8 protein-coding genes are annotated in these 15,805 nt (G+C 35.1%); 4 read left to right on the forward strand and 4 right to left on the reverse strand.

Features of this window, described 5'->3' with window-relative positions; translation table 11 throughout:
• Window positions 1-35 precede the first annotated feature (35 nt).
• Window positions 36-3,440: a peptide-N-glycosidase F-related protein gene (locus N4A35_08450; protein MCT4581431.1), complete on the reverse strand. Its 3,405-nt coding sequence runs from the start codon at window positions 3,438-3,440 to the stop codon at window positions 36-38.
• A 256-nt stretch (window positions 3,441-3,696) separates the two neighbouring features.
• Between N4A35_08450 and dnaE the strand changes: the two genes are divergently transcribed.
• Window positions 3,697-8,283, forward strand: a complete 4,587-nt coding sequence (gene dnaE, locus N4A35_08455; protein MCT4581432.1) for a DNA polymerase III subunit alpha — start codon at window positions 3,697-3,699, stop codon at window positions 8,281-8,283.
• 65 nt (window positions 8,284-8,348) lie between these two features.
• On the opposite strand, the gene N4A35_08460 is transcribed toward dnaE, so the two are convergent.
• From N4A35_08460 to lpdA, 3 genes are all read right to left on the reverse strand, one after another.
• The gene (locus N4A35_08460; GenBank protein ID MCT4581433.1) at window positions 8,349-11,108 is read right to left on the reverse strand and encodes a T9SS type A sorting domain-containing protein; all 2,760 of its coding nucleotides are present in this window, start codon (window positions 11,106-11,108) and stop codon (window positions 8,349-8,351) included.
• Between the two features lie 92 nt (window positions 11,109-11,200).
• On the reverse strand, window positions 11,201-11,860 hold the full coding sequence (locus N4A35_08465; protein MCT4581434.1) for a DUF3575 domain-containing protein: 660 nt from the start codon (window positions 11,858-11,860) through the stop codon (window positions 11,201-11,203).
• Window positions 11,861-11,952: 92 nt separating this feature from the next.
• Entirely contained in the window at window positions 11,953-13,341 is a 1,389-nt protein-coding gene (gene lpdA / locus N4A35_08470) for a dihydrolipoyl dehydrogenase (protein MCT4581435.1), read from the reverse strand.
• 153 nt (window positions 13,342-13,494) lie between these two features.
• Between lpdA and N4A35_08475 the strand changes: the two genes are divergently transcribed.
• The 3 genes from N4A35_08475 (at window position 13,495) to N4A35_08485 (ending at window position 15,766) form a co-directional block, all read left to right on the forward strand.
• Entirely contained in the window at window positions 13,495-14,067 is a 573-nt protein-coding gene (locus N4A35_08475) for a Crp/Fnr family transcriptional regulator (GenBank protein MCT4581436.1), read from the forward strand.
• 165 nt (window positions 14,068-14,232) lie between these two features.
• On the forward strand, window positions 14,233-15,030 hold the full coding sequence (locus N4A35_08480; protein ID MCT4581437.1) for a formylglycine-generating enzyme family protein: 798 nt from the start codon (window positions 14,233-14,235) through the stop codon (window positions 15,028-15,030).
• 40 nt (window positions 15,031-15,070) lie between these two features.
• Window positions 15,071-15,766, forward strand: coding sequence for a hypothetical protein (locus N4A35_08485; protein MCT4581438.1), 696 nt, complete (start codon window positions 15,071-15,073; stop codon window positions 15,764-15,766).
• The last annotated feature ends 39 nt before the right edge of the window (window positions 15,767-15,805 follow it).

Here is a 15,805-nt window from a genome sequence, read left to right on the forward strand (position 1 = left end):
AAAGTTACTAAATTCTTTAATCAAGAATCCATAAATTAGAATTTAATCAAAGGGAGAATTTTAGCATATTGATGATGTGTTATTCTTAAAGTATAGGAACCTTTAGGTAAATTTGATAAGTTAATTTGTTGTCTATGAGCAATGTCTGGGGTGGTGTAATTTACTTTTTTGATTAGTGCTCCAAGGTTATTAATAACTTCAAGTTCAATAGGACCTAGTATACCTTCTGTTTCTACTGTAAATAATCCATCATTAGGATTAGGGTATAATTTAGCAATCACTTCTTCACCTAGCTCTTCAGTATTTACTGTGTAACCAGAAGTGAAGTAGTAAATGATTTCCGAACCAAAATTAGGGTTGAATGTTTTATGCGTTCCTCCTCCCATTTTTCTAATACGTAAGCTTCCTGAGCCTTGGTTAGGGTTTGCAAAAAAGGAAAGACCATCATTTCCACTATCGTTCATCACTAACTTATAACAACCAGGAGATAATTCAACGGTATCTTTGTACCAGGTTGTTGGGCTAGCATTGGTGTTCTCATAAATAACATTTCCTTGATCATCGTATAGAAATAAAGCGTTTTCGTTAGGAGAATTGTTTGAACGGTACCAAAGAATAATATCACCAGGGATAGAGGGGGGACTTTTAAAAGTTGATTGTTGGTGGTTATTGTCAGGGTAGTCATCAGGAGAGCCGTTAACTTCAAAAATCTCAGCATGAAATAGATTACAGTAATTGGTATGTTCCCAAAATGATTGGTCAGGAATAGGCAGTTCTACAGTTGTGGTGTCCATAAACGCTAAATTTCCATTCCAAGTATAAAATTCAATAGGGCCACCACATACCCAGTAACCTATTTTTACTGATGTTATATTATTGGAACCAGTATTTCTAATTTTTATTTTAGGGCTACTACATATAGGGTTAAAATGTTGATAGTATTCCCAATCATTAGGAGCTAAAATAGCTTCAACTCTAGCATCTGTTTCAAAATTGGGAGGGCCATATTGAAGTAATTGAACAGAAACAATATAGTTCCCCTCCATACCACCAGAAGTAGTTTGCATTCCATAGTCAATAGAAGCAGTAGAATTAGGAGAGACATAATCAGTTATATCGTGATCGTAAGTATCAGCAAAATCACCAGGACACCATCCTGCACGATCATATACCCAAGTTCCCCCTTGAGGTTGGACAGGGTTTTTAGAGCATTCTTTCCAGTTCAACCAAGAATGAGTTTGAGTACCATTAACTTTTATATGGTGGGTTTTGGGACAGAATTCTGCACAATTCTCAAAACCGCCAAACCAATGTCCTGTCGTTCTCGTCCGAACAACAACTTGATTAGCATCTGGGAGTATGGTTCGGTCAACGGCTTTTAAAACGCTGTCGTTAGCAATGTCTGAATGTTGGAAGCGTCCATCCCATATGGTTTCAAATTGTTTGACATCTCTTGGTGGTGTGCCTTTTATATAAAGGAACTTAAGGTCGATTAATTCTTGTTGGTTTCCAGCTAAAATTTCAACGGTATCATGTAAGATTGGTTCGTAATCAGTAATGTCGTAAACCCATCGAAAGCCGTTGGGACCTAAATCTAGGCCAATTCCATAAGGTGTAACATAGTTTTGAAGTTGATGTGTGATTTTTTTTACAGTATTGGTATAAAAACCTGCGATTGAATTGGGAGTGGTGTTGATGATATTTCCATTGAAATCAAAAGTATAGGAATCAATAAATGGAAAATGAGTCGCAGTATCAATTCTGTGATAGGAAAGTCCTGGAGTCGAAAGATCTCGACTGCTGATGTCTTTAACAACTGATATTTGACTATTGACTAAAGTGTCGTACACAAGAGAACTGTCAAGATGTGAGGTATATATACCTTGGTATAAATCCAAAGCGGGTAGACTCATTAATTGAGTGAAGTTAAAGTAGTGATTAGAAGGGGAAACTATTCTTCTGGCAGGATAGCCCATCATTTTCCCAGTCCAATTATTTCCAGAGTAATCCTCTACTAAAGTTCCAGAAGTTTCATCAAAAGCATAAGCTAAAATTAAATGAGATAGTTGTGGGTGTGAGTTGTTAATGCTTTTATACATATAATTTTGAATTTCAGTTTGAGTTAAGGCTTTGTTCCATACTCTAAATTCATCAATTTTCCCCTCATAATTTCCTTCTAGTTCATTAGAGGCTTTTCCTCCAATTTTAAATCGAGATAGTTTTCCTAAGGTTTTTGTTTTTCCAGTAGCAGAAGCTAGCGTATCGCCGTTTAAATAGATTGTCATTTCACCAGTATTGGCGTTTTTGGTAAAAGCCCAGTGATTCCATTGTCCAGCATATTGAGAGGAGTCAATAGCAATAGAGAGTCTATCATAAGAATTAGTGCCTGAGTTTCCGCAGTCCCAGTATACTTTTTCATCACCCCATGGCAAATGAAGATTGAGAACCCTTTGGTTACTAGAGTCTCTTCCCTCAAAAGTATAGGCATTCATAGGAAGTTGGTTGGAATTTCCGTAGTTCCAAAAAGAGATAGTGATTTCATCATCAAGTGAGTCAAATGCAGCTGAGGGAGCTTCTACGTAATCATCTCCGGAAAACTCAAGACAGTAGTTCAAGCCGCTCTTTATTCCTGCATTATAATTAACAGGTGTGCTACTTTCAGTTGTCGTCATTGGGTGGGGAGAATAGTGCGTATATTCAAGTACAATATTGGAGACTCCATCCCAAGTAAAAGGGGCTGTGAAATTGAAAATGTGGTCACCAGCGTTTAATACTAAAGAATTATTATAAACAGTGGTAAAGTCTTCTTTTTCAAAGCTCTCTGGAGTAAGCTCATTTAATGTTGTATTTTTCATTTTTATGGTGAAATGCTTCACTTGAGCGGTATGATTGAGGGTTATTTTCATCCGTTGAATAGCTCCAGATGATAATCCTGCTGCTGTTAAGTCTGAGGCCAGTAAAAGATATTGAGCTGTATTTGTTTTTTCTGTCCCAATGATGTTATTGGAGGTATTGGTACCTGTAATAATAGGCACTTGATTCTCAGAAGCTATCGCATCTATAATTTGTGAATATTCTTTACTTTGGTAAACATTGTATGATGGAGAATTGCTATAAAAAATAGTGTCAGGAGTTTGGGCTCCCAATTGATAAATGGTATCTCCAATATTTTGATATTGATATAGATTGGTAAAAGTCGTATAGTCCCATTCACCACAATTATAGCCATCTTGAGTTGTTTGTGGATCACATTTTAACGTATAATACATTAAAATCTTTTCGTATTGAGCGGTGTCTTGGGGTAACACAAACCAAGCTTTTCTCTTCGTAATATCTGAAAAACTGAAGAGTTGAACTATTGTCGTATCACTAGCTTGTCCCCACATAAGAAGTGGTGCAAACAAAATAAAAAAACAAATGCTGCGGATATAATGTTTCATGATGAAGTTACTTTAAACTAAAAGTAAAAATTGTAGCGTCATCTATAAAACTAAAAAAGGGTGATTATGGGAAAGCTATGGTGAGATGTTGAGTGGTTCTCAAACCGTTTTCATTTGTTTTGAAGATTACTTATCAACAATGTTTTAAATCCTTAGTTCTATTCATTATTTTTACATTTAGAAGTGGTCAGAACCATATACAAAAGAATTTATAAACCTTGTACAACATACGTTGTACCTAATACATCAGGAATAAATGTATTTAATATTTGATACGGAAACAACCGGTTTACCTAGAGATTTTAATGCACCAATAACGGACACTGACAACTGGCCAAGGTGTATTCAAATTGCTTGGCAATTACATGATGACATGGGGCAGTTGGTTGAAGCTAAAGATTATTTAGTAAAACCAGATGGTTTTGATATCCCGTATCAATCGGAGAAAATTCATGGTATTTCAACTGACTTGGCTTTAGAACAAGGAGAATCGTTAGCTTTTGTTTTAGCAGAGTTTAACAAGGTTTTAAAACAAGCGAAATTTGTAGTAGGTCAAAACGTAAAGTTTGATACCAATGTTATGGGATGTGAGTTTCACCGTTTTGAAGTGGAAAATAACTTACAGGAGTTACCCATATTAGATACGTGTACAGAAACTACAGCCAATCTTTGCCAAATTCCAGGAGGTAGAGGAGGTAAGTTTAAATTACCAACACTTACTGAACTCCATGAACATTTATTTGATGAACCTTTTGGAGAAGCCCATAATGCCACGGCCGATGTTGAAGCAACAACTCGTTGTTTCTTAGAATTAATTCGACTTAAAGTTTACACGCAAGATGAGTTAGCCGTAGAACCAAGCTATTTTGGCGATTATTTGGAACGAAACCCGTTACAAATAGTTCCTATAGGGTTAAAACACCTTAACTTAAAAGCTGAGAGTGATAAAATCCGTAAACGAAAAGCACAAGAAGAGGGAGGAGATGAAGTTGTTGAGATTGATGAAAATGAAAGTAGGGAGCGTTTAAAAAAGGTAAGATTTGCTCACTTGCATAATCACACACAGTTTTCGGTCTTACAATCTACAACTGCTGTCGCAGATTTGATTCAGGCCGCTGTAAAAAATAACATGCCAGCAGTTGCCCTTACAGATATAGGGAATATGATGGCAGCTTTTCACTTTGTACTAGCAGGACAAAAACATAATGGTGGAGTTGATGCTAAAATTAAAGAGCTAGAAGAACTACTGTCTTCTGGAATGAAAGAAGAAAAAGTAGTTGAAAACGACGAAGAAGTCACCAAGTCTAGACCACTAGAACCCGAAGAAATTCTAGATTTAGAAGATGAATTAGAAAAGGTAAAACAAACGAAAGTTTTACCAATTGTTGGTTCTGAATTTTTTGTTTGTAAGGATCGAAAAAATAAGTCCGTAAAGGACAATGGGTTTAGAGTTCCATTAATTGCTAAAAATAAAGAGGGATATAGAAATTTAGCAAAGCTCTCTTCTGCTGGACATGTCGAAGGATATTATTATGTGCCAAGGGTAGATAAAGAAAAAATTGTAGAGCTTAAAGAAAATGTAATAGCCATTACAGGAGGTTTACAGGGAGAAATTCCGCAATTGATTTTAAATGTCGGGGAAAAGCAAGCTGAAGAAGCTTTTATATGGTGGAAAGAGCAGTTTGGTGAAGATTTTTATGTCGAGTTAAACCGACATGGTTTAGAAGAGGAAGAACTGGTTAATAGAACATTATTAAAATTTGCAAGGAAGTATAAGGTCAAATATTTTGCATCAAACGATACTTATTATATTGATAAAGATGATGCTGAGGCACATGATATCCTATTGTGTATTCGAGACGGAGAACGTAAGTCAACGCCTATAGGTAGAGGTAGAGGTTTTCGTTTTGGATTTGAAAATGATGATTTCTATTTCAAGTCGCAAGATGAAATGAAAGAGACGTTTTTAGATTTACCAGAAGCGATTGAAACAGTTCAAGAAATTATTGATAAATGTGAACCTTATGGCTTAGCAAGTGATGTATTATTGCCTGCATTTGATATTCCAGAGGAGTTACAAGATGAACGAGATAAAGAAGATCCTAGTTTAAAAATTGGTGAAAATAACTATTTGCGTCACATTACCTATGAAGGAGCAAAAGAACGTTATGGAGAAATTACACCAGAAATTGCTGAACGATTAGATTTTGAGTTAGAGGTTATTCGGAAAACAGGTTATCCTGGTTACTTTTTGATTGTAGAGGATTTTATCCGAGCCGCCAGAGAAATGGGCGTTTCCGTAGGTCCGGGAAGGGGATCTGCTGCGGGATCTGCTGTGGCCTATTGTACTAAAATAACCAACATTGATCCCATTAAGTACGATTTGCTTTTTGAGCGTTTCCTAAATCCAGAAAGGGTATCGATGCCCGATATTGATATCGATTTTGATGATGAGGGAAGAGGGCGTGTTATTCAGTATGTAATTGATAAATATGGAGCTAGTCAGGTTGCTCAGATTATTACTTATGGTACCATGGCAGCAAAATCATCTATTCGTGATGCAGGGCGTGTACTTGATTTACCATTACCTGATACCAACCGAATCGCTCAACTTGTTCCAGACATGAAGTTGAATAAGATGTTTGGAATGGATGAAGAGAAATTAGCCGAAAAACTTTCTCCTGAGCAGATGACCATGGCTGAAGAGTTAAAGTCTTTATTGAGTCGTAAAAACCTAGAGGGAGAGGTTGTTCGACAAGCTAAAACAATAGAAGGATCTATGCGTACAACAGGTATTCATGCCTGTGGAGTAATCATTACTCCAAGTGATATTCGTGAGCATGTTCCTGTAGCTTTAGCAAAAGATTCTGAGATGTGGAGTACACAATTTGATAACTCAGTTGTGGAAAGCGCGGGCTTGCTAAAGATGGATTTCTTAGGGTTAAAAACATTAACCTTGATTAAGGATACACTTAAAATTGTAAAGGCAAGACATAATGTAGATATTGATATTGAGTTAATTCCTATTGATGATGAAGAAACTTATGCATTGTTCCAAAGGGGAGAAACAGTTGGGGTTTTCCAATATGAATCTCCTGGTATGCAGAAGTACTTAAAAGAATTAAAGCCAACCCAGTTCTCAGATTTAATTGCGATGAACGCCTTGTATCGACCAGGGCCATTAGAGTATATCCCATCATTTATTCGTCGTAAACATGGAGAAGAAGAAATCGTTTATGATATTCCAATCATGGAAGGTTACTTAAAGGAAACCTACGGAATTACCGTTTATCAAGAGCAGGTAATGTTACTGTCTCAATTATTAGCAGATTTTACCAAAGGTGAGGCCGATGTCTTGCGTAAGGCGATGGGTAAAAAGCAAATCGCCGTCTTGGCGAAGATGAAGCCTAAGTTCATTAACCAAGCAGTGAAGAATGGACATCCTGAAGACGCTTTAAATAAGATTTGGACCGACTGGGAAGCATTTGCATCGTATGCCTTTAATAAATCCCATTCTACATGTTATGCTTGGATTGCCTACCAAACGGCTTATCTAAAAGCGCATTATCCAGCAGAATATATGGCTGCTGTTCTAAGTAATAACATGAACGATATTAAAACAGTGTCTTTCTTTATGGAAGAATGTCAACGAATGGGACTGAGTGTATTGGGACCAGATGTCAACGAAAGTTATTACAAATTTGCTGTTAATGCCAAAGGTGAGGTTCGTTTCGGAATGGGAGGAATGAAAGGTGTTGGAGAAGGCCCCGTAAAATCAATGGTTGAAGAGCGTAAGAAAGAAGGTCCTTTTACTTCTATTTTCGATATGGTTCGAAGAGTAAGCTTAAAAGACTGTAATAAACGTGTCTTGGAAAGTTTAGCCATGGGTGGTGGTCTAGATGGATTTGGAGGTATTCATAGGGCTCAGTATTTTGAAAAAGATGAAAAAGATCGAACATTAATAGAAAAAGCATTGAAATATGGTGCTGCCTATCAAAATGGACAAAATTCTGCCCAAGTAAGTATGTTTGACATGATGGAAGGCGGGGATGTAGATATTCCTGAACCCAAAATATTGGATTGTAAAGAATGGACAGCTTTTGAAAAATTGAGTAAAGAAAAAGAAGTTGTAGGAATTTATATTACTGGACATCCATTAGATGATTATAAACTAGAAATAGATAATTTTTGTGATGTTAATCTTAATATCTTAAGCGAACATATTAATGAGTTACCCAACAAAGAGTTTAGTTTTGGAGGAATGGCAGTTGATGCAATGAATCTAGAAAGTAGAAAAGGGAACAAATATGGAGTGTTAAATATGCAGGATAAAGATGGGAGTTTAGATGTCCGTTTATTTGGAGAACTCTATCTAAAGAACATGCACTTCTTAGTTCCTGGTAACTTCTTATACATTCGAGGGGCCGTTCAATTAAAAAGAAAAGCTTGGAACCCCGACGGTAAGCAAAAAGAGTTCAATGTTCAATATATTGAGTTGTTAGAAAATGTTCGTGATAAACAATTGAAGAAAGTTTACTTGCGTTTTGATGCCAACTCCATTACAAGTAATACCATTCTAGAGTTAGAGGAGCTGTTTACTAAATATCAAGGGAATAAAACTGTTTATATTGAATTAATCGATTTTGATGAGCTTTCAGGAGTTTCATTATTAGCCAGACAAAGTAAAGTCAATGTGACGAATGACTTTTTAGAAGAATTGAAAGCTGTTGATGGTTTTGAAGCCTTTAGTATCAATAGGTCGATGATGAACGAACAACTCAACAAATTAAAGCAAGATAAAATGAAAGATGCTATCGCTTGTGAAACACCAAGCGTAGCATAAAGAGAAGATTAGCTTAGAGCTGAAGAGCGTAAAAGCACTAAAAAGTCAGATTTAGCGATGACTTTTTAGTGCTTAAATATTTTCATTGTTGAGGTCTGTTCATTGCTAACTATATGTATAAAATAAACCCCTTTAGGGTAATTGGTTAAATCAATGGTTACGTTCGATTGTTGAGTTTCACGATACTTTTGTAGGGTTCTTCCATCATTAGCAATTACTTTTATCGTGTAGTTTGGTACTGTATTATTGAGAGCAATAAAAACTTTTCCATTAGTCGGATTAGGGTAATAATGAACCCAATCTATAGCATGGTGAAGCACTGAAGTATTGACAACAGTTAAACACTCAGAAGTATCACTACATACATTATTAGATAAAATCACGGCATAGCTGCCCTCGCTAGTGGCTGTATAAGTTTGTTGAGTACTATTAGGAATTAAAGTGTTAGCGTTACAATCTATCCATTGATAATTAACATTTGATTCATTTGCTGTAAGTACTAACCCCGTAGTGTCAACAGCAATTGAATAGTCTAAAGTATCATGAACTATGGTAAGGTCTAAAGTGATGATACTATCACATCCAGCTGTATTAGGAATTGTATAAGTAGTTGTATTACTAGTTGTTGTGTAAGTGTTTCCGTCTATCCATGTATAAGAACCACAAGCCGTTTGTGTGTCAGTACTTGTAGTAGGAGTTAGTATTGTTAAATAAAGATGACGTAAGGTGTCACAATTAGCATCTTGAATATATTGAGTGTTGATACTTGAGGTGTAGGTCACTCCATTTAAGGCTGTATAGGAATTACAAGTCCTGATGGTATCATGTGAAATGTTATAGTCAATATTCCAGTTGTCTGAAATAGTAATGTTATTTCTATTCAAAATAAGTTCGTAGTATCCTGTATCATAATTTGAGAGCGTTAATGTATCTAAATTGGATATAGTAGTATTGTTTGCTTTCCATTGTTTTTGAAAGTGTTGAGCACTATTGAAGTTTGGTAATTGAGTTAAGTTAGATACAGACAATACAGTTGTGTTAGAAGCTTCTCCTACAATATTGTTGGGTGAGAAATCTTGTAGAATACTTAAGTTATCCCCACAAATAGTATTCATTGGATAATAAGCAACTAAACTTGTATATTTTGGATGATTGTGGTCAATGGCTCTGGTCTTAATTAAACTAATGTCGGATTGTGATAATATGGTATTCCATATAGAGACTTCTGTCATGTCTCCGTTGTATAAATTACTGATGGTATTTCCAGAATCAAATTCTTGACCTAATGAAATGAGTGAAGTTGTCGAAATTGTTTGACTGTTGTTAAAATTGACTTCTTGTTGCCCATCAACATAAATGAGCGTTTGATTGGTTGATTCATTATAACTATACCCCACATGGTGCCATTGACCATCAGCGATATTTGTTGTTCCAGAATGAGAGGAACTGCCATCATAAATCTGAAGTGTTCCATTATTACCTATTTGTAAGTTAGAAATATTTCCATAGGTAGATGTGTTTGCTCCAAAGAGCACTTCTGTAGATGAGATAGAAGGGATCCTTACCCACATAAAAACCGAACGATTAGTGTTGGAGATATAAGGAGCAGTTGAATTAATATTTATCCACTCGTTTTCTGAAGAATGAAACGAAGCATAAGATACATAGTTTGTAGATGCAGCATAAGAAATTGTATCTATCGTACATTTAAAAATATCCTGGATAAGATCTTGTGGTAACTCTGTAGAATCTTGACAAATATTTGTTGGAAGTATTGATTGAATAGGTATAGCAAAAACATCTCTATTGTTATTGGAACCTTCATTTGTCCCAAATTCTGTCAGTGTCCAAAGCGTGTCAGATTGAGGTGTAATATGTATATCTTCTAGGCCAGGCGGGTAGGTGATCTGTTGATAATTTTGCCCTAGGCTAACAGGTTGTGCTTGACTATTATTTTGACCAGGGTCAAAGTTACTGATATATAGATTGCTGTTGTTGCTTCTTCCATAGCTTGTAGAAACCCAAATTATTTTATTAGCATTATTAGGGTGATTAATAGAACCTACTCCTTGCATTTTTCCAAAGAAGCCAGAATAATATGGTGATGCATTACTAAAGTTGCCAATACTTTGCCATGCAAGTGTATTTGATGTATTTGGAGAACAATATGGTGTTCCACAGTTGTTAAAACTACCCGTTACTAATTCTTGACTATCCCAGTCATAAGATAAAAAAGATGGTTTTATTGGAACTGTATCTGTGCTTACCAATTGCAAAATATAACCATAGTTATAGAAATTACCCAAATCTGCTGCTGGAACTTGTTTTATTTGGTTAATATCAAATCGTAAAATAAATTTATTCCCACTTCTACTATCAGGAACATAAAGTGTATCGTTGATATAAGCTAAACCACCTGCGTGTAAGTCTGGAAAAGTATTGTAGTTTTCATCAACTAATAAGACATGTCTATAGCTGAGGTTGTTTTGATCTGAAATATCCACAAATGAGATACGAGCACCTCTATCCTCATAACCATAATCAGAGCGGCCGTACCAGGATACAACAATAAAGTTTAACGTTGATGATTTTATACCTGTAATCCCTTGTGGACGCCAATTTAACGTACTATTATCTCCACTGTTCCATCTAAAACCCCAATCTGAATGCGGGTAGCTGTTGTTTTGAGCTGCTGTTAGTTTAGTCGCTGTACGGTTCAGGTTCAAATTTGATAATGAAACTACATTGTAATTATCGGCAGGATGTTGAGCAGTAATATGGCAAGATATTATTAATCCTGAAAGAAAAAATAAAAGTTTATTCATTGTTTGAAATTCATTTTTCACTTAAATATACAAAAACCACTTTAGATTTAATCTAAAGTGGTTTTTGTTGTAGTTTTTTAGCTATTAATCGTTTAAAAACGCCATCCAAAATTGATTCCGAAATTGAGGTAAGCCCTTGATTCTTTATATAGTTTAGGCATCTTTTTTACATATTTTTCAAGTTCCAAGTTTTCGTGTTTATAGGTCTCAACAAGATCAAGTCTAGGTCCTAAAAAGAACTCAAGGATAAAGCCTGAATATGTAGTGAATTTGTAACCATAATTTAGTCCTAATCCAAACCTATTGTTTTTAATGGTATAAGGGGTATAATCCAGTACTTTAACAGTATATGGATAGTTGGATAGATTTCCGTTAGCATCTACAGGAACCTCTTCAGCGTAGATATCAAAAGACTTCATCCATTCAAAAGCAGCGAAAAATTCAAAAAAGTTTCCATTAGTAGGATCATTATTAGGAAGGTATGGATAATACCTGAAACTAGGCATTAATCTAAATCCTTTGCTTCTAAAGTGGTTAAAGGTACCAGATTGATTAATTATTCGCTCGTTGAGGCTTTCTCCAATGAAAATTCCTAATTGGCTCGAAATTGATTCCGAAAGAGAGTATTCTCCATAGATTCCATAATCACCAAAAGCATAGGTAATAGGGTTGGTCTTTACATCAATTTGAGAAAAGAGTGGGGTGTTCGCCCATAGAATAAAAGAGAGAAGTAATGGTAGTGTTTTGTTCATAATTTTAGATTTTAAAAAACCGCTTAAGCTAAATACTTAAGCGGTTTTTATAAATACGTTGTACAATTTACATTGTACATAATATAAGTATGTTACATATGTATCACTTCACCGTAAGCAGCAGCAGCAGCTTCCATTACCGCTTCACTCATTGTTGGGTGAGGGTGAACAGTTTTGATTAATTCGTGTCCAGTTGTTTCTAACTTTCTAATTGCTACAATTTCAGCAATCATTTCAGTAACGTTAGCTCCAATCATGTGACCACCTAATAATTCTCCATACTTAGCATCGAAAATTAACTTTACAAAACCTTCGTTATGTCCAGCAGCGCTTGCTTTACCAGATGCTGAGAATGGAAATTTACCTATTTTTAATTCATATCCAGCTTCCTTAGCTTGTGCTTCAGTCATACCAACTGATGAAATTTCAGGTGTAGCGTAGGTACATCCTGGGATGTTCCCGTAATCAATAGTTTCAGGGTTTAGCCCAGCGATTTTTTCAACACAAGTAATTCCTTCAGCAGAAGCTACGTGAGCAAGTGCTGGTCCAGGAATAACATCACCAATAGCATAGTATCCTGGGATGTTGGTCTCGTAATAATCGTTGACTAGAATTCTTCCTCTATCTGTAGCTATCCCAACGCTTTCTAATCCAATGTTTTCGATGTTAGCTTCAATTCCAACAGCTGATAATACAACGTCACAATCTAAAACTTCTTCTCCTTTTTTCGTTTTTACAGTAACTTTACAACCGTTTCCAGCTGTGTCAACAGCTTCAACAGCAGAATTGGTCATGACTTTAATCCCTTGTTTCTTAAATGATTTTTCCATTGCTTTAGAAACATCAGTATCTTCAACAGGAACAATGTTTGGCATGTATTCAACGATCGTTACTTCAACTCCCATAGCATTATAGAAGTAGGCAAACTCAACTCCAATAGCTCCAGAACCAACCACTACCATTTTCTTTGGTAATTCAGGTAAAGTTAAAGCTTCTCTATAACCAATAATTTTCTTCCCATCTTGAGGTAAGTTTGGTAATTGACGAGATCTAGCTCCTGTTGCTATTACGATATGATTAGCACTATATTCAGTTGTTTCGCCTTTGTCGTTGGTAACATCCACCTTTTTTCCTGGCTTTACAGTTCCCATCCCCATGATAACGTCAATTTTATTTTTTTTCATTAAAAATTGAACACCTCCACTCATCTTTTCAGCAACTCCACGACTTCTTTTTACAATTCCTGGGAAATCAGCATTCGCATCTTTAACAGTTATTCCATAATCAGCGGCATGATTAATATAATCAAAAACGTTAGCACTTTTCAATAATGCTTTTGTAGGGATACATCCCCAATTTAAACAAATCCCACCTAACGATTCTTTCTCAATAACAGCGGTTTTTAACCCTAATTGAGAAGCTCTAATTGCAGTAACATATCCTCCTGGACCACTACCTAATACTATAACGTCGTAATTCATATTTTATCTTTTTAACTGATTGCGAATTTAAGAAAAAACTTCATTATAAATGGTATAAATTTGTAATATTCGAGTCCTAGAGAAGTTAACAAAAAAAAAGTGTTTTTAATAGCTCGAAAGCTGTTATATTTACCCTAAAATAATCTATTGTATATGAATGGTTTCTTAGAGAGTTTAATCAAAAATGAAGAATTAACAGAAGACCAAAAGTCGCTCATCAAAAAAGCAGTGAAGACAGTACAGGTGAAAAAAGGAACACTCTTACAACGTAAAGGTGATAAAGTTAAATATGATTATTATGTTGTAAAAGGATTATTGAGAAGCTATACCATTGATGAAAAAGGGAAAGAGCATATATATATGTTTGCTTCTGAAGATTGGATTATGTCGGATATTGAATCTCAAGTTTTTAATAAATCGGCTGAATTGTATATTGATGCGCTTGAAGATACCCAAATAGAAATGATTGATCGCGGGACTATCAAAGAAATAGATACATTCAAATATTTTGATGGAGAAGAAGTTGAAAAGTTATTAAAAAGAGTGGCTGTTCTTCAACGACGTGTTTTACTCTTGATGAGTGCCCCAGCTTTGGAACGTTATGAACATTTTCTCGAAACATATCCTGATATCGTACAACGCGTTCCTCAAAAGATGATCGCTTCATATTTAGGAATTACCCCTGAAGCTTTAAGTAAAATAAGAGGGCAAAGAGTGAGAAAGTAATTAGATAATTAGCTGATGAGATAATGAGATAATGAGATAATGAGATAATTGGTTGATTAGATAATAGAAAGGATGTAGTGAAGTTTAAAGCAACAGTTTTTATTTTCAATTTGGAGTAGACTTATTCTGTAACTTTTTTTTCTATTGTTAGTTTTATACTATTAAATGAAGTATTTAGCACTTTTACTAATTATCCCTTTCTTAGGGAAAAGATATCAATCAGTTCGAGACTTATTGGCTGTTGATACAGCGATGCTCTATGGTGATTCTTTGTATGTTGGAAAAACAGAAGTGACGAATAAGGAATATTTAGAATTTACTAAATATGTTCAGAAAAATTATCCAGCTTTATATTCAGATGTTTTGCCAAATTCTTCTAGGTGGGAGAATGTCCCCAATAAACCCAAAGCGTATGAAGACTATTATTTTAAACATCCAGCTTATAAGAATTATCCTGTTGTAAACATCACCAATGTTCAAGCTGTTCAGTTTTGTGATTGGAAAGCAGCAATACTGAATGAACAACTAAAAAAAATCCCTTTAGCCAAACGAGACAGTATAAAGTTAATTCGTGTGCGACTGCCTAATCGCAAAGAATGGCGAGCAGCAGCTTTGGGTACTTTGCCAACGTATTCAAAATATACTTGGGAAGGGACAAGAATGCGTGGCGAAAATGGATTGTTCAAATGTCGTTTTCGCTATACAAAAGGTGAAATAAATGTAGGGAAGAAAGTCATCAAGGCAGCTGATGATTTATTGTCACCAGTAAATGCTTTTGAACCAAATTCTATAGGATTATATAACATTTGTGGAAATGTCGCTGAGCTATTGCATCAAGATTCGATTGCAGTTGGTGGCCATTGGAAAGCTTTTGAAGATGAAGTCACTGTGAATTCATTTATACCAGCAACAAAAGAATCCCCAATGATAGGTTTTAGATATGTCGTTGAGCTGGTCAAGTAATGGGATAAATTTTATCTTTGTAGGCTATAAATCAAAATTTATGAAACTATTATTTATTATGATGCTGTCTTTTATTACTTTAAGTTGTAAAAGTTCAGACGGAAAGCCCAATTCTTGGAAAATGTACAACTTAAAAGGAGAAGTGAAAAAACTTACAGAAGTAATGACGTCTCCCTCTTATGGGCCAATACTTAAAAAGGAATTTTATTACAACAAAAAAGGATATATCACAAAAATAGAAGTGTATAAGAATTACAATAAAGAAACAGAGACTTATACGTTGAGTGAAACAATATTTATTGGAGATTTGAAAGACGGGAAACAGCTAATGTATAGTTTAGGTCAAGAGAATAAAGATACGATACGTACAGGGGAGTATGTCTATGTCAATGATTCAATAATTGAAGCCCAGTTGAATGAACCATCTCCTAAAAACACAGTGATTAATATTCGTTTTTTATTGGATTCAGAACACCGAAATAAGAAGATAGAAACGAAAGTAATGACTAATGATACAGAAAAGAATGTTGAAACCTCTACAGAATATGCTTATGAAAATAAGGTTTTAAGTTATATTACACAAAGTAATAATTTTGAAGGTGTTTCAAGGAAAGCTGAAGTTTCAAAAGCGATTAATGAGGATCTAGACAAGTATGGTAATCCTAAAATGATTAAATTTATAGATCAATCAGGTGATATCGAATATAGTCTTGAAAAAGAATACAAATATTATTAATTCGCTTTAAAAAGAGTTGCTCGTATATTATATTCAGTG

This window comes from Flavobacteriales bacterium (assembly GCA_025210295.1).
Taxonomy (GTDB): Bacteria; Bacteroidota; Bacteroidia; order Flavobacteriales_D; family Parvicellaceae; genus S010-51.

Excerpts from the sequence above, each read along its gene's own strand:
- N4A35_08450 (MCT4581431.1), bottom strand. The coding sequence starts at position 3,440 with ATGAAACATTATATCCGCAGCATTTGTTTTTTTATTTTGTTTGCACCA.
- lpdA (MCT4581435.1), bottom strand. The coding sequence starts at position 13,341 with ATGAATTACGACGTTATAGTATTAGGTAGTGGTCCAGGAGGATATGTT.
- N4A35_08460 (MCT4581433.1), bottom strand. The coding sequence starts at position 11,108 with ATGAATAAACTTTTATTTTTTCTTTCAGGATTAATAATATCTTGCCAT.
- N4A35_08475 (MCT4581436.1), top strand. The coding sequence starts at position 13,495 with ATGAATGGTTTCTTAGAGAGTTTAATCAAAAATGAAGAATTAACAGAA.
- N4A35_08485 (MCT4581438.1), top strand. The coding sequence starts at position 15,071 with ATGAAACTATTATTTATTATGATGCTGTCTTTTATTACTTTAAGTTGT.
- N4A35_08480 (MCT4581437.1), top strand. The coding sequence starts at position 14,233 with ATGAAGTATTTAGCACTTTTACTAATTATCCCTTTCTTAGGGAAAAGA.
- dnaE (MCT4581432.1), top strand. The coding sequence starts at position 3,697 with ATGTATTTAATATTTGATACGGAAACAACCGGTTTACCTAGAGATTTT.
- N4A35_08465 (MCT4581434.1), bottom strand. The coding sequence starts at position 11,860 with ATGAACAAAACACTACCATTACTTCTCTCTTTTATTCTATGGGCGAAC.